Origin of the sequence: Actinomadura sp. 6N118 (genome assembly GCF_044326415.1) — a bacterium.
GTDB lineage: Bacteria > Actinomycetota > Actinomycetes > Streptosporangiales > Streptosporangiaceae > Spirillospora.
In genome coordinates, this window is sequence record NZ_JBIRAZ010000001.1 from 796,253 (window position 1) to 813,636 (window position 17,384).

Annotated in this window: 16 protein-coding genes; 5 read left to right on the forward strand and 11 right to left on the reverse strand. The window is 68.0% G+C overall.

What is annotated here, in order from left to right; genetic code table 11:
- Entirely contained in the window at positions 1 to 363 is a 363-nt protein-coding gene (locus ACH34W_RS03445) for a DUF2399 domain-containing protein (RefSeq protein WP_395959297.1), read from the reverse strand.
- On the opposite strand from ACH34W_RS03445, the gene ACH34W_RS03450 reads away from it, so the two are divergent.
- Positions 261 to 1,118, forward strand: coding sequence for a tetratricopeptide repeat protein (locus tag ACH34W_RS03450; protein ID WP_395959187.1), 858 nt, complete (start codon positions 261 to 263; stop codon positions 1,116 to 1,118). The genes ACH34W_RS03445 and ACH34W_RS03450 overlap by 103 nt on opposite strands.
- Positions 1,119 to 1,192: 74 nt before the next feature.
- On the opposite strand, the gene frdD is transcribed toward ACH34W_RS03450, so the two are convergent.
- Genes frdD through ACH34W_RS03475 form a run of 5 tightly spaced genes read right to left on the reverse strand, consistent with a single transcriptional unit; the run spans position 1,193 to position 4,715 of the window.
- A complete protein-coding gene (gene frdD, locus ACH34W_RS03455; protein WP_395959188.1) occupies positions 1,193 to 1,549 on the reverse strand; it encodes a fumarate reductase subunit FrdD in 357 nt (118 codons plus the stop codon).
- Between the two features lie 22 nt (positions 1,550 to 1,571).
- A complete protein-coding gene (locus ACH34W_RS03460) occupies positions 1,572 to 1,997 on the reverse strand; it encodes a hypothetical protein (RefSeq protein WP_395959189.1) in 426 nt (141 codons plus the stop codon).
- The gene (locus tag ACH34W_RS03465; RefSeq protein WP_395959190.1) at positions 1,994 to 2,734 is read right to left on the reverse strand and encodes a succinate dehydrogenase/fumarate reductase iron-sulfur subunit; all 741 of its coding nucleotides are present in this window, start codon (positions 2,732 to 2,734) and stop codon (positions 1,994 to 1,996) included. The genes ACH34W_RS03460 and ACH34W_RS03465 overlap by 4 nt, the downstream gene beginning before the upstream one ends.
- Complete coding sequence (gene frdA, locus ACH34W_RS03470; protein WP_395959191.1) at positions 2,731 to 4,500, reverse strand: fumarate reductase (quinol) flavoprotein subunit; 1,770 nt, start codon at positions 4,498 to 4,500, stop codon at positions 2,731 to 2,733. The genes ACH34W_RS03465 and frdA overlap by 4 nt, the downstream gene beginning before the upstream one ends.
- A complete protein-coding gene (locus ACH34W_RS03475) occupies positions 4,497 to 4,715 on the reverse strand; it encodes a hypothetical protein (protein ID WP_395959192.1) in 219 nt (72 codons plus the stop codon). The genes frdA and ACH34W_RS03475 overlap by 4 nt, the downstream gene beginning before the upstream one ends.
- Before the next feature lie 369 nt (positions 4,716 to 5,084).
- Here ACH34W_RS03475 and ACH34W_RS03480 point away from each other — a divergent pair, with 369 nt between their 5' ends.
- Positions 5,085 to 5,669: a TerD family protein gene (locus ACH34W_RS03480; protein WP_395959193.1), complete on the forward strand. Its 585-nt coding sequence runs from the start codon at positions 5,085 to 5,087 to the stop codon at positions 5,667 to 5,669.
- A gap of 453 nt (positions 5,670 to 6,122) precedes the next feature.
- Positions 6,123 to 6,386, forward strand: a complete 264-nt coding sequence (locus ACH34W_RS03485) for a helix-turn-helix domain-containing protein (protein WP_395959194.1) — start codon at positions 6,123 to 6,125, stop codon at positions 6,384 to 6,386.
- 759 nt (positions 6,387 to 7,145) lie between these two features.
- Here ACH34W_RS03485 and ACH34W_RS03490 read toward each other — a convergent pair.
- The 3 genes from ACH34W_RS03490 to ACH34W_RS03500 all read right to left on the reverse strand — a co-directional run bounded on the left by ACH34W_RS03490 (position 7,146) and on the right by ACH34W_RS03500 (position 9,645).
- Positions 7,146 to 8,738: a serine/threonine-protein kinase gene (locus ACH34W_RS03490; RefSeq protein ID WP_395959195.1), complete on the reverse strand. Its 1,593-nt coding sequence runs from the start codon at positions 8,736 to 8,738 to the stop codon at positions 7,146 to 7,148.
- Positions 8,731 to 9,306, reverse strand: coding sequence for a hypothetical protein (locus tag ACH34W_RS03495; RefSeq protein WP_395959196.1), 576 nt, complete (start codon positions 9,304 to 9,306; stop codon positions 8,731 to 8,733). The genes ACH34W_RS03490 and ACH34W_RS03495 overlap by 8 nt, the downstream gene beginning before the upstream one ends.
- 153 nt (positions 9,307 to 9,459) lie before the next feature.
- A complete protein-coding gene (locus ACH34W_RS03500; RefSeq protein WP_395959197.1) occupies positions 9,460 to 9,645 on the reverse strand; it encodes an alpha/beta hydrolase in 186 nt (61 codons plus the stop codon).
- On the opposite strand from ACH34W_RS03500, the gene ACH34W_RS03505 reads away from it, so the two are divergent.
- Positions 9,644 to 12,874, forward strand: coding sequence for a DUF4132 domain-containing protein (locus ACH34W_RS03505; RefSeq protein ID WP_395959198.1), 3,231 nt, complete (start codon positions 9,644 to 9,646; stop codon positions 12,872 to 12,874). The two genes, ACH34W_RS03500 and ACH34W_RS03505, sit on opposite strands and share 2 nt — an antisense overlap.
- A gap of 182 nt (positions 12,875 to 13,056) precedes the next feature.
- Here the strand turns inward: ACH34W_RS03505 and ACH34W_RS03510 are convergent, their stop codons facing one another.
- Both ACH34W_RS03510 and ACH34W_RS03515 read right to left on the reverse strand, forming a co-directional pair.
- Positions 13,057 to 14,943 (reverse strand): DNA/RNA helicase domain-containing protein, encoded by a 1,887-nt coding sequence (locus ACH34W_RS03510; RefSeq protein WP_395959199.1) that lies wholly within the window; start codon positions 14,941 to 14,943, stop codon positions 13,057 to 13,059.
- A 516-nt stretch (positions 14,944 to 15,459) separates the two neighbouring features.
- Entirely contained in the window at positions 15,460 to 16,242 is a 783-nt protein-coding gene (locus ACH34W_RS03515) for an endonuclease/exonuclease/phosphatase family protein (protein ID WP_395959200.1), read from the reverse strand.
- Positions 16,243 to 16,295: 53 nt separating this feature from the next.
- On the opposite strand from ACH34W_RS03515, the gene ACH34W_RS03520 reads away from it, so the two are divergent.
- Positions 16,296 to 17,276 (forward strand): hypothetical protein, encoded by a 981-nt coding sequence (locus ACH34W_RS03520; RefSeq protein WP_395959201.1) that lies wholly within the window; start codon positions 16,296 to 16,298, stop codon positions 17,274 to 17,276.
- Positions 17,277 to 17,384: the final 108 nt, after the last annotated feature.

Below are 17,384 nucleotides of genomic sequence, written 5' to 3' on the forward strand. Positions count from 1 at the left end.
TCAGGCTGCGGCCTTCGTGCGCCGCTGGCCCCATTCGTGCGCCCGCTGGCCCCAGCGGATCCCCTTCTCGCTACGGATGCGTGCGCGCTCGCGACGCTGGGCGGCAAGAACTGCTTCGTAGTCTCGAGCGCCCATTCGCCACGGGCGTGCCTTGTACCGCGCGATCATTCGGTTGGCGTTGCTTAGAATGTGCGCCTGCGGCGGGAGGAAACGTGACGGGATGGCGTAGCTGGCAGGCCGACAGCGAGGAAATGGCGTGGTTGACCGCCACCCGCCGTGATCCCGAGGCCGCCGCGTCCATTGAGGCGGCCTGGCGCGACGGCGACCAGATCGGCGACGCCAAATCGGCCCGTCATCTGGGATGGCTGTTGTATGAGCGCGGCGACCTTGAGGGGGCGTTGGAGGCGTTCCAGCGAGGCGATCAGCGAGGTGATCCTGAGTGCGCGAGCCGGCTGGGGTTCATGCTCAGAGCGCGGGGAGATCACAAAGGTGCTGACGCGGCGTTCCGCCGTGCCCAGGCAGGCTGGCGGCATGGCGACGCGGAGGCGGCCTACCACATCGGGGAGGGCCTGTTCATGGACGGTGACCTGGCCGGCGCGCTGGCGGCGTGGGAGTACGCCGATGAACAGGGCTCCGCGGTTGCCGCTAGAAGAATCGGCCAATACTTGTCAGAGGAGCGGGGACATGACGACGCCATGCCCCGCGATGCAGTGGGAGCCGCGTCCGCGTTCAAGCGCGCTGACGAACGCGGTGACGCCGACGGCGCCTGCAACGTCGGTTACGCGCTTGAGAAGAAGGGCGATATCGCCGGTGCCCGCTCAGCCTTTGAGCGTGCGGTGGACCGAGGTCACGATCACGCACCGTTCGGACTGGCGCGCATGCTGGAAAAACTGGGAGATCTCGTCGGCGCCGAATCTGCCTTGCGGATGGGCATTCAGAGAACCGAACACCTCAGCTCCATGAACCTCTGGAGCCCGCTTTACGATCTGGCCAAGTTTCTCGAAAGGCATGGCGATCTGGACGGCGCCGAGGCCGCCCTCCGTCAAGCAGCCGAACGAGAAGCTCCCAGCGCGTCCTTCATGTTGAAGAGATTCCTAGAACGGAACCACCGAGAGTAACCATGCGCCACCAAGGTCGATCTTCTTGATCCCCCTTCTTGATCCCCGCATCGCGAATCGGTGCCGATGGCCCATCACAATGCGAGGAACAGCAGAAGGCCGGCGACGACCGATCCGAGGATCGCCCCGCCGTAGCAGAACGTGTTGATCAGCTTGTTGAGATGCTTGAGCTGCAGCCCGTCGTACAAGGTGTAGCGGAAGCGATGCGCCCAGTGGAAAAGGGACAGTACGCAGAGAAAGAACAACGCGACCCGGGCGAACGGATTGCGGAGAAGGGCGAGCAGGTCCCCGTGGTCCGGCGGCGACATCCATCCCAGCGGGAACGCCAAGCCGAACAGCAGCACCAGAACCGGCATCAGCAGCGCCGCCACCGCGCCACCGGCACTGAAGAGCAGCCACAGGAACGGTTCGGGAGATCGCCTCGCCGCCATCTCATCCCTCCATGCCGCCATCTCAGCCCTCCATGACGAGCCAGACCGCCAGTGCGGACGCCACCGCCCAGGCGAGGTAGAGGGAGGCGAGGATCCAGCCGTGCGGTACCCGCCTGCCGCGCAGTCGGACCACCGCGGCTTTGGGGGTGAGGTTGAACCAGGTGATGGAGTGATACATCAGGAACAGGAACGCCACGACATTCACCGCCAGGACCCACGGCGTGGCGGACCAGTCCAGGAACCGCCCGTACTGCTCGGCGCCCCGATCGGCCGCGTTGACGAGCAGCAGCAGGTAGACCACGAACCACGCGACGAAGACGCTGCTCAGTTCTCGCAGGATGAAGGCGAGGTATGAGCGGCGCCGCAGCCACCAGAAGGTGGACATCCGCGGCCGGTACCAGCGGGGATGGAACTCGGTGTACGCGGGCCGCTCCCTCATCTCCCTCATCGCGCCCCTCGTGGCATCAAGAACGACCTGAGCGATTCAGCGGCGGCGGTCAATTTGTAGCGCTGGATGGCACCGGCCGGATCGACGTCCTTGGGGCAGGCCCGGGTGCATTCGCCGACGAACGTGCAGGCCCAGAACCCCTCGGGATCGGACAGTACGTCCCGTCTCTCGTCGGCGCCCTCGTCCCGTGAGTCGAGGTTGTAACGCTGGGCGAGGGCGATGGCCGCCGGTCCGACGAACCCCGGGTCGAGGCCGTAGACCGGGCAGGCCGAGTAGCAGAGCATGCAGTTGATGCACATGCTGAACTGCTTGTACTCCTCCATCTCGGCCGGGGTCTGCCGATGATCCCGCGCCGGAGACGGCTGGTCCTCCCCGATGATCCAGGGCTTGACCCTCGCCAGCTTGCGCATGAAGTCACCGGTCTCGACGACCAGGTCCCGGATGACGGGGAAGTTGGCCAGCGGCCCGACGCGGACGGGTCCCGGGGCGCAGTCGACCAGGAAGGTGGCGCAGGCCAGCTTCGGCTCGCCGTTCACGGTCATGCCGCAGCTGCCGCAGATCCCCATCCGGCAGGACCATCGGTAGGACAGCGTGGCGTCCACGTGGTCCTTGATGTGGATCAGGCCGTCGAGGACCGACCACTCCTTGCGCAGCGGTACCTCGTACTCCTGGACCGTGGGCTCGGTCTCCTGCTCCGGCCGGTACCGCGCGACCCGCAGAGTGATGTCATCGGTCATGGCGAGCCACCTCCCGTAGACCCGTAGACGCGTTCCCCGGGCGGCCAGCGGGTGATCGTCACGGGCAGGTACTCCACCCGGCATGAGCCGTCGGGATTCCTGTGGATCAGCGAGTGCGCCAGGAACCGCTGGTCGTCCCTGGCAGGGAAGTCGGTGCGCTGGTGGGCGCCGCGGGACTCCTCGCGTCCCAGCGCGCAGGCGACCATGGCCTCCGCCACCTCCAGCATGCAGGACAGCTCCAGGGCGCTGGTGAGCTGGGTGTTGAACGTCCGGCTGTGATCGTCCAGGGCGATGGAGGCGAACCGGTCGCGCAGTTCGCGCAGCGTGCCTGCGGCCTTGGCCAGCGACTCCCCATCGCGGTAGATGCCGGCGCGGCCCTCCATCGTGTGCTGCATCTCCTGGCGCAGATCCGCCAGGCTCTCGTGCCCGCCGTTCTTGAGCAGCAGGTCGCGTTCCAGCCGGTGGACCTCGTCGCGCGCCTGGGCCAGCACGGCGCGGCTCGCGTTCCCGGTGGCCTCGGCGGCGTACGCGGCGGCCGCCCGCCCCGCGCGGGCCCCGAAGACGAGCAGTTCCGGAAGGGAGTTGGAGCCCAGCCGGTTGGCGCCGTTGATGCTGACGCATGCAACCTCGCCGGCCGCGAACAGACCTTCCAGGGGTGTGGCACCGTCGATGTCGGTGTGCACCCCGCCCATCATGTAATGGACCACCGGACGTACCGGGATCAGCTCTGTGACCGGGTCGATGTTCTCGTACTTCAGGCACAGTTCCCGGACGAAGGGAAGCCGGGCGTCGATGATCTCCTGGTCGAGGTGGCGCAGGTCCAGGTGGACGACGGGCCCGTAGGGGGTCTCGATGGTACGGCCCTGCTCCGCCTCGTGGACGAACGCCTGCGACAGCCTGTCGCGCGGGCCCAGCTCCATGCTGCGCAGCACCGGCCCGGGTTCGGGTTTTCCCAGGTCGTAGTCCTGCAGGTAGCGGCGGCCCTCCCGGTTCAGCAGCCAGCCGCCCTCGGCCCTCGCGGCCTCGGTGATCAGGATCCCCGTGAACGGCAGGCCCGTCGGGTGGTACTGGACGAACTCCATGTCCTTGAGCGGGGCGCCCGCGCGGTACGCCAGGGCCATGGCGTCACCGGTCTTGATCCCCGCGTTCGTGGTGAAGGGATAGACCCGCCCGCACCCTCCGGTGCAGAGGATGATCGCCTTGGCGGCGATCGTGGCGATCCTGCCCGACATCAGCTCGATCGCGACGACCCCCTGTACCCGCCCGTCGTCGGTGAGCAGCTTGGTCACGAACCATTCGTCGTAACGCATGATCCGTTCGTACTTCAGGGTCGTCTGGAACAGCGTGTGGAGCAGGTGGAAGCCGGTCTTGTCGGCGGCGAACCACGTACGTTTGCGTTTCATGCCGCCGAACGCCCGTACGGCGACCCGCCCGTCCGTCTCCCGGCTCCACGGGCAGCCCCAGCGCTCCAGCCGGAGCAGTTCCCCCGGGGCCTCCGCGACGAACGCCTCGACGGCATCCTGATCGCACAGCCAGTCCCCGCCCGAGACGGTGTCGTAGGCGTGCTCGTCCAGGCTGTCGTCGGGCCCGATCACCGCGGCGGCCCCGCCCTCGGCGGACACGGTGTGGCTGCGCATCGGATAGACCTTGGAGACGACGGCGACATCCAGCCGGGGATCGGCCTCCGCGATGGCGATGGCCGCCCGCAGGCCCGCCCCGCCGCCCCCGACGATCACCACGTCGTGCCGGGTCAGATGCGAAGTCATTCGAAGGCGTCGAGATCGTCGGCCAGGAGCTTCCCGTCATGCCGGACGACCGTCCGGCGCGCACTGCCGTCGTGGTACTCGTGGCGGGTCCTGCGACAGCCGCACGAGTAGTAGACGTCATCGATGACCAGGCCCTGATCATCCATCTCGCGGTGGTGCCTCGCGTCCACGATCTTGCCGCACGGGGCCTTTTCCCTCGTGAAGGGAATGCTCATATCGCCCCCCTCTGGGTGTGATGCCTGCTCACTTCCCGATCGGGGGGGACGACCGGCCCTCTCCTCAATAGCCTCGCACTTCAGCGGCGTCGCGGCTAGTCCCGCCTCCGCATGTGGATCTTCAGCGGCGTCCGGGCGGTCCCGGCCCCCGGATGATCAGGAAGACGACCAGCAAGAGTCTGCCTCCCAGAGACGGCTCATTGTCGATTCTTCTTCGCTCTACCTCAGGAGGGTTCTCATAGGTCTGTCCGAAATAGGCCTGTCCGAACAGGACCGGAACCTGCAACCGCTCCGGCTCGTTTGACCGCACGCGGTGCAGTCCGCTGACCATCCGCCCGGATCGGTCCGAGAAGCGCTGGAGGAACGAAGATGGCGATCACGCTGAGCAAGGAAGACGGCGCAGCCGACCTGAGCGGCATCACCCACCTCATCGTTGGAGTCGCCTGGGATCCCTCCGCCGGCGCCTCCGGTGGGGTCCTTGGCCTGGCTCGGCGGAAGAAGGGTGTGGACCTCGACCTGATCGCAGTGTTGATGCAGGGTTCGGAACCGGTCAGATTCGCCGGCCTGGACTCGCTGGACCCGCTGGGCAACGGCTCGGTCAAACATTCCGGCGACGAGCAGACCGGCGCCGCCGAAGGCGACGACGAGACCGTCCAGGTCACCTTCGCCAACGTCCCGGCCGCGATCACCTCCATCGTCTTCATCGCCGCGGCCTTCAAGCGAGGCACCTCCTTCGACAAGGCCAACAACGTCGCGTTCAAGGTCTACGACGCCACTGGAGGAGCGAGCGAACAGGTCGCCGACATCTGGCCGTCCCTGCTCGGCACGGACAACGCCAACGCGATCTGCCGCGCCTTCCGCAACGGTCCCGGCTGGCAGCTCGAAGTCCTGAACCGCCAGGGGAAGATCAAGCAAGGCGACCGGCAGGCACTGATCAGGTTCGCCATGCAATGAGAATTCGCTATGCAATAAGAGGACGCTCCTGAGGTCAGAGTCGGGAAATCTCATAACTGGCGCTGGCACCCCCGCCTGCCCGCACCTGGGCGCCGACGTGCACGTCCCCGTCGGCGCCTGATGAGCTCACTGGACTGGTGGGAAAGCGGACGTGATCTACGGCCGCGCTGTCGCGCCGTCACGCCCGAATCGTGGGCTTGAAGCTCGTGGAGCCGGGGCCGCCCTGGTACTACTCATCTCGGGCGCTGGCCAGCCGTTCGGCGATGCGGATCAGGCGAGGGCAACGATGAAGCCCGGCAGCGATTTGGCCGCCGCCGTCTCCAGCCCTACGAGCGCGGCTTCGGCCCCGCCGTCGACCACCTCATCACCCTGCGCACGACGACGTGCGACTGCCCGAGTTCCAGCCGACCTCTGCGTCGACGCTGCCAGTTCCTGCTGCACCTGGCCCGGCACATGCACGAACTCAGCCCGTCCGACACCGCCCGGCTGTCCACCCTGACGCTCAACGTGCTGACCGCGGCGCTGGCAGGCGCGCTGGACGCCCAGAGCACGGTGCCATCCCACATCTGGCGGCGAGCGCTGATGGCCCAGATCCACGCGATCGCGGCCCGGTGGGGATTCACCAGCCCCGCCCATTTCAGCCAGGCCTTCCGCACCGCCTACGGCCTCTCCCCACGCCAGTTCCGACAGCAGTGCACAACAGTGCGCACAGACTAAAGACCTGTGCGCTCACCTGTAACGACAGACCCAGCCACAGCCTGCACCCTTTAAGTGAAGAAGGCATCCTCGACCACTCGGGCATGCCCTGTCGGGATCTCACTCAGAAGGGGAACTATGGCAACGCGACGACTGGCGACCAGGATCATCGTGCCTGCTGCACTCATGCTCGCGACGATCGCGCCTATGGGAGTGATCCCATCAGCGCAGGCTGGCCCCTCGCCGAAGCCGCTCTCAGCGGCAATCGCAGCACCATCGTCCGCCGTGGCTCCGGCGGCCGCACAAGCATGTAACAATCCTTGTAGCTGGCTTTCGGCGCCGTATGCACAGCAGGTAATGGCCCAAATGGTCGCGGACCAGCAGGCCATGAAGCTGAAAACTATCGGCTATACCGTCATAGCCAAGGGTACGAGGAAAGTAGAAGCCGCCAAATGGAGAGGGTACGTGCAGTACCGGGGGTAATTCCTCCGTTGACGTTAACGCCTCACACCAGCGAGAGGTCCTGGTCCTGCATCGGGCCAGTCGAGGGCTGCCACAGCGCTAACTTGGCGCTCGGACTTCACCGATGCAATTCGCTCTGACGATGTCGTTCCCGGCGTCGGCTTCGGGGGGTATCGCAGCTTCTCGTCCCCCTGGTGATGGCCGTGAGATGGCCCGCGCGACCGCCTCGTTGTGTGGCTGCGCACCCTCGACCGCATTGCGTTGGCTTCGACTCCTGATCGAAGGTGTGCACTGTTCCCTGGTCGGCAGGGAGGGTGCTCATGGGGTTTCGACGGTGAAGGAGTCGAAGTCGGCCGACGCCTGCGGGGCGGTGCGGGCCCAGGCGGTGAGGCCGACGGCGCCAGGGGCGAGCGGGTCGACGGTGTCGGTTACGGTGGCGACTCGGCGGTCGTTGACGGTCAGGCTTAGGCGCGTCCCGTTCGGCGTGCTCTGGCAGCGGGCCTGGATGCGGTTGGTCGCGGTGGGCGTGAAGGCGCGATGAAACGGCTTGAGGTAGGGGCCGAGGTTGCCGGTTGCCTTTGGCGACTTTTTGAGGATGGCCGCTTCGCCGGTGCTGGTGACGTAGAACTCGTATTTGGCGTCCGGCGCCTTGTGCGGATTGCCCCGGCACCAGACGCCGTAAGCGTCGGTACCGCTTGCTTTCGCCGTCACGATGACGTCGGCGTAAACGGAGGTGTTGACGCTCGCCGGCGCCACCAGTCCACCTGCGTTCTCTTGGAGCAGCGGGTTGTCAACGCTCATCCGATAGTGGCCGTTGGCCAGTTTGGTCATGGCGCCGGTGCGCGTGCCCTGGGACCACCCGTACCGGCCGCTGAAATCGTCGTTGTGTACGAGCTTGAAGGCAGGCGGGTCCGGCCACAGGAGCATGGCAGCGACGGAGACGAGCGCCACGGCCGCCGTACCCGCGGCGAGCGCGGTGATCAGGCGCCCGCGCGATCGCGCGCGGCTTTGCCGTGGGCTTGGCTGCGGCTGGGCTGGCTGGGCCGATTGGGGCGGTTGGGCTGTCTGGGTTTGCTGGGGCAGTGGGATCCGCTGGGTCCTCTGGGGCGGCTGGGCGGTCGGTTCGGCGAGTTGGAGCCCTAGGCCGGTCATCTGTTCCAGGAGTTGGAGGACGGACGGGCGTTCGGCCGGATCCTTGGCCAGCGCGGCCTGGACGAGCGGGTGCAGCCGTTGGTCCAGGCCGTTCAGGTCGGGCTGGCCGTGCATGATCCGGTAATAGATCTGCTCGCTGGTGGCGCCGTCGAACGGCCACCGCCCGGTGCCCGCGTACGCCACCACGCAGCCCCACGAGAAGACGTCGGCCGCCGCCGAGGCCCGCTGCCCGACGAGCCGCTCCGGGGCGATGACCGGTGGCGTTCCCATCACGAACGGGCCCGTTTCGCCCGCGACGTCCGTCAGCTGCGCGATGCCGAAGTCGATCACCTTCGGCCCGTACGGCGACAGGATGATGTTGCTGGGTTTGAGGTCCCGGTGGACGATCCCGGCCCCGTGGATGGCGCCGAGGGCCATGGCGGTGCCGATCGCCAGCAACTCCAGTTGCCCGCCGGCCAGCGCCCCGTCCCGGGTCACTGCTTCGGCCAGCGTCCGGCCCTCGATGTACTCGGTGACCAGATAGGACGGCTCCCCGAACGAGGCGTCCAGGACCGCGGCCGTGCAGAACCGCGCGACCCGCCGCGCGGCTGCGGCCTCGCTGCGGAACCGTTCCCGGTAGTCCTCCCGCGCACTCCAGTGCGGATGCAGCACCTTGATCGCGACGCGCTTCCCGTCGGGCCCGCAGGCCAGATGGACGACGCCCATGCCACCGCTGCCCAGGCGCCGTTCCAGCCGGTACGGCCCGATCAGCTCATCCACCGGAGAGCAGTTCCTGCCCGGACTTGAGCGCGAGCTGTTGACCATTGATCGTCACCGTCGTCGTGGAGGTGTCGATGTTGGGAACGACGGGCTGGTTGATGCCGTTGTTGGTGACCGCGCCGACCTGCTCGCCCTCGGGCAGTACCACCCATCCGCCGACGAGCTGCCCGTTGGGTGACTGCGCCCGGTAGAGCCCAGCGGGCTTGTCGACCGGCGCCGCCCGGAAGGTCCGGAGCCGCCCGTTGAACCAGTACGCACCCACGCCCTCCAACGTGTTGAAGAATCCCAGGCGCTGCTTGTTCTTGGGATTCTGGAACGTCACCATGCCGTTCTTGGAGGCCTCGCCATCGAACCAGAGCTCGTCCTGGGCGTCGCAAACGAAGGCGCGTACCCGGCTGCCCACTACGGCGACGGCAAGATTGTTCCCGGTCTCGCTGACCACGCCGGCGAAGCCGAAGTACCGCTCGGGCGCCTTGGCCGGTTCGTTCCCGCCTGGTGATCGGTCCAGGCAGCCGCTGGTCACGCCGACGGCGAGGATGCCGGCGACCAGCCAATGAAGTCGCATCATTCCCCCAAGAGATGTCGTTCCAGAAAGTCGGTGTGACGAGCTTGGCCCGGCAATGGGTTCGTCAGCATTTGCCCAGGTCATAACCAATACCGGGCGCTTCGTCGGCTATGCGAGCCTGACGGCCGACGCCGCCGGACCAGGGCGCATATCGGGTCACGTCGCGGGGCATCGAGTCCCCGCCTTGGGGAGCCTGGCGTCGATGAGATAGCGATCGACGTGGTCGTCGATGCAGCGATACGACCGGCTTGAAGATCCCCGCCGACCTGGAGATCCTTGCGGACGACGATTATCGGGATTCATGATCCTTTGTCGGGGTGTGTCACTACGGTGAGGGCCCATGACCGATCGTCGAACCTCGGCGGACGAGGACGTTCTGCTGCTTCCGCCCGGCCTGCTCCGTCAGCTCCACCCCCGCCGCGGCGGCCATCCCGGCACCCGCATCCAGGCACTGCCCGCAGCCCCGACGTGGATCCCGGAGAAGATCACCGAGGAGCTGGCGAAGGACCCCGGCCTGGTGGACCGGCTGGCGGATCCGGGCTGGCGCGACCGCGTCCGGCGGCACCTGGACGGCGAGCCCGACCCGCGGGCGGCCGCGGCGCTCATGCTGTTGCTCAAGGTCGCGCCGCACCTGCGCCGCGGCATCGACCTGAGGAACTGGCGGCCGGTGGCCGGGAACATCGACGTGGACGGCTGGGTGCACGCGCATGGGGTGGCGTTCGCCGCGTGCGCGCTGGTCGAGGCGGGCACCCTCGCCTTCAAGGTAGAGGCGGCCAGGCCGGACTGGAAGCTGAGGCTCGGCCACTACGGCGCGGTCCACTGGGACCTGGAAACGGCCCAGCGCATGCGGATCCTCCTCGCCGCCGCCCCCGACGAGGAGTTTCAGGATGCGGTCGACCGGCTGGCGGAGCATCGCACGAACCCGGCCCAGAGGGTGCTCGTCTCGTACCTCGTGCCGACCCGCCTCGACTGGCTGGACGAGTGCGGCACCGACAACACCCGGGGGATCACCTGGACGCTGCTGTGCCACACGTTCAGCACGCCGGGGCAACTGGCCCAGGAGGACGTGTTCAACAGGGAGAACTGCTCGACGGGCCTGTTCGTCACGCTCGCCGACGCCGCCGGTGAGGACGCACTGCCGCTCTTCCTCGACGCCCTCGACCGTGACCGCGTCTACGACAAGGAGAGGCGGCTGGTCGAAGTGATCGGCCTGATGCCGTACGACGCGGCCCTCCAGGCGCTGCTTGACCGCAGGGCCCACCCCGAGGTCCCGACTGTCCTGGCGAAGGCGATGACGCGGTTCCCGGCCAGGGCCCTGCGGCTGCTGGCCGCCGAGAAGAGCGACCTGCTCGCCGAGCACGTCCGGGCGCATCCGGAGATGACCGCCGCGCTGCTTCCGAACCTTCCCAACGCGGACCGCGCCGCCGTCGAAGAGGTCATCGCCGCCGACCCGCGTGTTCCGGACGCGGCCCCGGACGAGCTCCCGCCGCTGCTGGCCGATCCGCCTTGGACCCGGAAGCACAAGAAGGCCAAGCCCGTCGTCATCACCGGCCTGACGCCGCCGGAGGGGCGTGAGCTGGCCTGGCTCGACGGCGAACGCGAGGCCTGGGCCGCATCGCCGACCGTCCGAAACGAGTACTGGCGCCTCGGCCCCGACACCGACTGGGACCTCAAGGTGAAGGAGTACCGGACCACGGGCCGGGACTGGGACGATCTCTTCCCGCAGGCCCCCGAGGAGGTCGTCCGTCCTCTGCTCGCCGGCTGGGAGGAACCGGAATACCACTACTGGTCCGAGGCGGACGTGCCGTGGGTGCGGTCCGTGCTGGGCCGGTACGGCGCCGACGCGATCCCGTTGGCGCTGGCCGCCGCCTGGGCGAACCCCGCGGCGTGCGGCAAGCTCCTCGGCCCCTGCCTCGGCGCCGACGTCGCGGCGGAGGCGGCCGCCCTGCTGGCGAAGAAGGCGGGCCGCCGCCCTGCCGTCGCCTGGCTCGGCCGGCACGGTGTGGCGGCCGCCCGCTACCTGTTCGCGCCCGCGCTGGGCAAGGCAGGGAAGGACCGCCGGAACGCCGAGGCGGCGCTGCACGTCATCGCGTCCGACACCGGCATCGGGCCGGTCGTCGCGGAGGCCCGGGCCGCCGGTGACGAGGTGGGCGACGCGATCGAGGCGCTGCTGAATGCCGACCCGCTGGAAAAGCTGCCCGCGAAGATCCCCGTCCCGCGGGAGTGGGCCGCGGTGGGCGCGCTGCCGCAGCTCCTCCTGCGCGGCGGGGAGCGGACCCTCCCGGCGGAGGCGGCCGGTCACGTGGTGACGATGCTGGCGATGTCGAAGCAGGGCGAGGTGTACGCGGGTGTCGAAGCGGTCCGGGAGATGTGCGATCCGCGCTCTCTGGAGGAGTTCTCCTGGGCGCTCTTCGAGCGTTGGGAGCTGCACGGTTCACCGGTCGCGGACCGCTGGGCGCTGGCGCAGCTCGGCTGGCTCGGCGGCGACGAGACGGTGCGGCGGCTCACCCCGCTGATCAGGACCTGGCCCACCGCGGGCGGTATCCACAAGGCCACCGTCGGGCTGGACGCACTCGGCGCGATCGGCACCGAGGTCGCCCTGATGCACCTGCACGGCATCTCGCGGAACGCCCCGTCCAAGAGCCTCAAGCGCCGCGCCCAGGACAAGATCCAGGAGATCGCGGACGGGCTGGGCCTGGACGCCGAGCGCCTCGCCGACCGGCTGGTCCCGGACTTCGGCCTGGACGCCGACGGCACGATGACCCTCGACTACGGCCCGCGCCGCTTCACCGTCGGGTTCGACCACACCCTCGCCCCCTTCGTCCTCGACGAGGACGGCCAGTACCTCAAGACCCTCCCGAAACCGTCCGCGAAGGACGACCAAGAGCTCGCCCCGGCCGCCCACCAGCGCTTCACCGCGGTCAAGAAGGAGGCGCGGAGCGCGGCGACCGAGCAGATCCGGCGGCTCGAGAGGGCCATGGCCACCCGGCGCCGCTGGACGGCCGCCGAATTCCACCACCACTTCGTCTCCCACCCCCTGATCTGGAACGTGGCGCGCCGCCTGGTCTGGCTGGCCGACGGCCGCGCGTTCAGGATCGCTGAGGACCGCTCGTTCGCCGACGTGAACGACGACGCGCTCACCCTCGCGGACGGCGCGGAGATCGGCATCGCGCACCCGCTCGACCTCGGTGACGAGGTCAAGCTCTGGCGGGAAGTGTTCGAGGACTACGAGCTGACCCAGCCGTTCCCCCAGATCGGCCGGCCCACCCATGCACTCACCGACGAGGAGCGGGAGGCCGGCCGCCTCATCCGCTTCGAGGGCACCACGGTCCGGTCAGTGTGGCTCTTCGGGCTGTCCTGGCGCGGATGGCTCCGCGAAAGCCCGCGCCTGCTCTCGCGCCCGCTGCCCGGCACCGGCCGCGCGCTGGTCGAGCTGCATCCCGGCCTGGCGCCGCACGATCCGGAAGAGGTGCCCGAGCAGCGACTCGACGCCATCCGGCTGAACGGGACCGGAGACCCGGACCCGATCGCCGTGTCCGAGATCATCGGCGATCTCGCAAGGATGCAATGACCGATCGCACGGACGAGGCCCCCCCGATCCTTCCCGCCGAGCTGCGCAGCCACCCGCACCCGCGCCGCGGCGGACCCACAAACAGCACGAGAACACCGGCCCCACCTTCCAGCAAACATGGACGCTGGCGGGCTCATTGGCGCAATGGGGCAGGCGGTGGGACGGGTTTCAGGATTCGCCGTTCACAAGCTGCAGCGGCCGAGGAGCGCGGCGAGGTAGGTCTGGGTTTCGGGGTCGGTGGAGTAGAGGATGGTGCCGGCCATGCCTCGCGTCAGGAGGACCTTGTAGGTGTTGCGGATTAGGCGATCGGCCTGGGCGTCTGTGACTGTCTTGGGGCGGAGGGCGGGGTCTTTGCTGGCTGCGCGGACGGTGATCAGGCGGCCTTCGCGGTAGACGAGGTCGGGGCCCAGGATTACGCCGTTCCAGTCGTACTCGAAGCCTTGGGCGGTGTAGACACAGCCGACCTGGTCGAAGCCGCCTTCGTGGGTGGCCCAGAGGTCGCTGGGTGGAGCGTCGCCTATGGAGCGGTCGCCTTTGACGTTCCAGGGACGGGACCACTCGCCGATTACGACGTCCGAGATCAGGGTGGTGGGCTGGCCTAGGTGGTTCTTCTGGGGGTCGCTCCAGGGCCAGCAGAAGCCAGCGGTCATGCGGGCGGAGTAGCCATGGGACTGCTGGGTCTTGAGCTGGGCTTCCAGGTCGTACGGGGAGTCGGCGATGGTTACGTCGAAGTGGTCGTCGCCTTCCCAGGGGGTGGGCACGTCGCCGTCTAGGCCTAGGAGGGCCAGGACCCACTCTTCGTATTTGCGGCTGCCGCCGCAGCGGAATTGCTCGTCGAGGGAGACGTGCTGGACGGTGAGGCCCTTGGATTCGGCTTGGGCTTGGATCTGGGCGAGGGTGCCCATTTCGCCGGGGCGTACGACTTGGTGCTCGTCGAGAAGGAAGACGGGGACGCGGGCGGCGTCGATCAGTTCGTCGACCTGGGGGCGGCCGGTGCGGAGGCGGGCGGCGGTGTAGCGGTTGGCAGAGACCTCACGGATGCGGTGGGCCTCGTCGCAGATCAGGACGTCCAGGCCGTTCTTCTTGGCCTCCATGAAGTTGTTGAAGTACTTGAACATGGCTTTGGTCTTGCTGGAGCCCTTGGCCACGTAGCGCCGCATGGTCTGGGTGAACGACTTGGAGCCGGTGGCGTGGAGCGCTGAGTAGCCCTGGCGGGAGAGCTCGCCCAAGAGGGAGAGGGCGATGACGCTCTTGCCGCTGCCTGGGCCGCCGGTGATGACGACGACGGTCTTCAGGTCTTCGTGCTGAGCTTTGTCGACGGCATGCAGGACCATTTCGTACGCGAGGCGCTGTTCGGCCAGGAGAGTGAACTGCTCGCGGTTCCGGATCTCTTCGGCGGCGAGCTTGAGGAGCTGCTTGGAGGGCTTTACTTCGCTGGAGAGGAGGCGGTCCGCGGCTGTGGCGCCGGGTGCGGGGGCGAACCGGTCGCGGAGGTAGTCGACGAACGCGCCGCGGGTGGTTTGGGTGAAGAGACGTTTGCGGTTGTCCTCGACAACGTCGTAGAGGTCGATGACGTCATTGCGTGCCGCGTTGTGGAGGTAGGCGACAGCGTGGAGCGCGTCCGGGTGGTCGGCTAGGACTGTGAGGAAATCAAGGATGTAGTCGCTGTAGCCCTTGGCCTGGAGGGACGGGTGCAGCTTGGGCTTGCCCGTCATGTTCTGGACGAGGACGCGGCGCTCATCGTCTTCCCAGACTTCGGCGTGGCTCCATTGTTTGAGCTCGACCACTACGTATGCGTCACCGCCGGTGCGGCGGTCTACTCCGGCGAGGACAACGTCGGCGCGTTTGCTGGTGAGGGGCAGCTGGTACTCGATCAGCATCTCGATCTGACCGAGCCCGGCCTCGACGAGGTCGTGGGCGAGGACGGGGAGGCTTCGATCCCAGGCCCGCTTCTCGGAGTCCGACACGTTGAGGTTGGCGGCCATCTTCAGATGTTCGGCAAGGATCGAGCTGAGTTGCCGTTCTAGCGGAGACAGCAGAGCTTCCGCGGTGCGACGGAAGACCGTCACGGGACCTACCCCCAGGCAGCACGAAGATCTCGTGCGGTATTGGGGACATGTCCGTGATCAAAAGATCGGTGGAAGTCCGGCGTTCCGCATCTCGGTTACGGCGAAAGACTATCGACGATCACCGACATTTCGGGTCACGTTGGCGGTCAAGTCGCGAGTGGCGAGCCTCGGTGGCGGGCTGTCGTAGCTTGGATGGTGTGGTGAGGGAAGAGCTTGGTGGGTATCGGCTGATCGCTTACGGGGGGGAACGCCGAGGACGTCGTGCTCATGCGGGCGTTCGGGGGAGGGCTGGTGGGTTCTTTGTTGATGTGGGGGCGGGGGAGCCGGTTCGGGGGTCGTTGACCAAGAATCTCGTTGACCGGCTGGGGTGGCGGGGGGTGAACGTTGAGCCGTTGCCGGATAGGTATGGACGGCTGTGCTCGGTGCGGCCCCACGATGTGAATCAGCGGATCGCGGTTGCTGGGGAGGCCGGGAGGAGACGAGACCGACGGCGGCTGCGCTGATGGGGCTAGGTGGTTACGGGGTTGGGGAGAAGCCGACCCGTAGGGGCAGGTGGTCTGAGGGCTCGGTTAGGGATGGCAGTGCGGTGTCGCGGAAGAGCTTGGGCAGGATTCCGGGGCGCGGCTCAAGACGTCCTGTGGAGAACAGCAGGTAGTCGAGCTTGCGTGGTCGGCCGTTGATGGCACAGGTGTCCCACGGCCGCTGGCTGCGGCAGCTCTCGTCCATTCCCTGCTCCAACGCGGCCGCGACTACGATGCTCTGCGATATGGCGTTGAAGTCGCCGGCGAAGATCCAGGTGTCGTCCGGGGCCGTGGCGTCGCGGTGTGCTAGGAGTTCGAGCATCTGATGGTGGCCGACGTGCTCGGCGCGGGGCGTCGACTCGGGTTGCCACGCCAGGTGGGTGCACGCGACATGGAGCGGCCGGCCATCGAGGGTGAGTCGGACGATCAGCGCCAAGTCGTCGTCACCGCGACGCTGCGCCTGGAAGTGCAGTTCATGGTGTTCGAGCCCGCCGAAGAGGGCACGGCGGGCGAAGACGGCCAGGCCGTCGGGGCGTTGGCTGCGCTGCACGTAGGCCGCATCATGGGTGGTTTCCAGGCGAGCGCGCAGGCGGTCGTAGATCGCGGGCTCTAGCTCCTGCAGGCACAGCAGGTCGGCGTCGAGTTCCTCAAGGCGGGTGAGCAGCAGGGCGTGGCGGCGGAATGGGTTGAGGGCCTCGGGAGGGCAGAGGGGATAGCGATCGGGGCGGGCGAAGGACTGGGCGAGAACGTTGTAGGTCACGGCAGTGAATGTCGTCATGCAGCGCACGGTAGGGATCGGGACCGGGAGGACGGTAGGACACGATTGCGGACATGGCAGTGAGCGACACCCCGATGGGTTGCACCTGGCAGCACTACCTCGAACACCTGACCGGTGAGCATGGCGGGTGGACCGCGCTGACCCACACGCTCATGCGGCGCGCTGGGCCTTGGGTGGGGCTGCCGGTTGATCCGGGAACGGTCGAACGCGGGCTGCGCCGCCTCAAGAGCCGGGGCAACGCGTCCGGCGGGCAGTACGGGCGCTGGCTGCTGCGCTACTTCGGCGTGCCGCAGCCGCTCGAAGACACCGCGCGCTGGATGGGGCAGTACCACGGCCGCTTCGCGGACTTGCCGCTGTCGCTACGCGAGGCACAGCTGTGGCTGTGGGACCGGCCGCCGATCGCCGAGTCGTCCGCCGCATGCTGGATCCACCTCGGCCTGGCCTCGGTCGCGCTGCGCCGACGCAACCCCCAAGACGCCCGGCTGCGGTTGATGCATGCCGCCGACACGATGCATGTGGTCGTGGCGGCGCAGGTCGAGTCCGCACTGCTTGAGGCACGGCTGGAGATGGACGCAGGGCAGGGGGTCCACGCCGACGAGGCACTCGCGCGGGCGCAGACGCAGATCGCGCAGCTGCCCGCCGGCGGCGAGCGGGACTGTTATCACGCGCGCTGGGCCGATCAGCGCGCGTATCACCTGATCCACGCCGGACCGCAGCCGCGCCTGCTGGCAGCGGCGCGGCTGTATCGATCCATCAACGTCCACAGCCCAGCTGCCTTTGCGCTGTTCCGGCGCGATCACGGGCTCGCGTACTGCCACTGGAAGCTCGGCGAGCGCGAGCGCGCGATCCACCACGCCCGTGCCGCCGCCGAGCAGGCCGGCGACGCCGGCCTGCTTCGCTTCCGCGTGATGGCGCTCCAGCTCCTGGCCCACATCGAGCCACGCGAGGCCCAACGGCTGCACCGCCGCGCCGACCGCATCATCACCGAGCTGGAGCACGTGGACCTTAAGCCGGGCAGCACACCTAACGGCTGACAGACCGTTGGCAGCAGGCGAGGGAGCCTTTTCGATAATGGATCAGGCCGGTGTGATCTTTCGGATGGTGAGGTTCAGCTGGAGCAAGGCTAGGGACGCAGCGGCGAT

What these genes read in the sequence shown, in the direction of transcription:
- frdD (WP_395959188.1), bottom strand. Translation starts at nt 1,549, where the DNA reads ATGGCGGCGAGGCGATCTCCCGAACCGTTCCTGTGGCTGCTCTTCAGT.
- ACH34W_RS03460 (WP_395959189.1), bottom strand. Translation starts at nt 1,997, where the DNA reads ATGAGGGAGATGAGGGAGCGGCCCGCGTACACCGAGTTCCATCCCCGC.
- ACH34W_RS03465 (WP_395959190.1), bottom strand. Translation starts at nt 2,734, where the DNA reads ATGACCGATGACATCACTCTGCGGGTCGCGCGGTACCGGCCGGAGCAG.
- frdA (WP_395959191.1), bottom strand. Translation starts at nt 4,500, where the DNA reads ATGACTTCGCATCTGACCCGGCACGACGTGGTGATCGTCGGGGGCGGC.
- ACH34W_RS03475 (WP_395959192.1), bottom strand. Translation starts at nt 4,715, where the DNA reads ATGAGCATTCCCTTCACGAGGGAAAAGGCCCCGTGCGGCAAGATCGTG.
- ACH34W_RS03480 (WP_395959193.1), top strand. Translation starts at nt 5,085, where the DNA reads ATGGCGATCACGCTGAGCAAGGAAGACGGCGCAGCCGACCTGAGCGGC.
- ACH34W_RS03485 (WP_395959194.1), top strand. Translation starts at nt 6,123, where the DNA reads ATGCACGAACTCAGCCCGTCCGACACCGCCCGGCTGTCCACCCTGACG.
- ACH34W_RS03495 (WP_395959196.1), bottom strand. Translation starts at nt 9,306, where the DNA reads ATGATGCGACTTCATTGGCTGGTCGCCGGCATCCTCGCCGTCGGCGTG.
- ACH34W_RS03505 (WP_395959198.1), top strand. Translation starts at nt 9,644, where the DNA reads ATGACCGATCGTCGAACCTCGGCGGACGAGGACGTTCTGCTGCTTCCG.
- ACH34W_RS03500 (WP_395959197.1), bottom strand. Translation starts at nt 9,645, where the DNA reads ATGGGCCCTCACCGTAGTGACACACCCCGACAAAGGATCATGAATCCC.
- ACH34W_RS03515 (WP_395959200.1), bottom strand. Translation starts at nt 16,242, where the DNA reads ATGACGACATTCACTGCCGTGACCTACAACGTTCTCGCCCAGTCCTTC.
- ACH34W_RS03520 (WP_395959201.1), top strand. Translation starts at nt 16,296, where the DNA reads ATGGCAGTGAGCGACACCCCGATGGGTTGCACCTGGCAGCACTACCTC.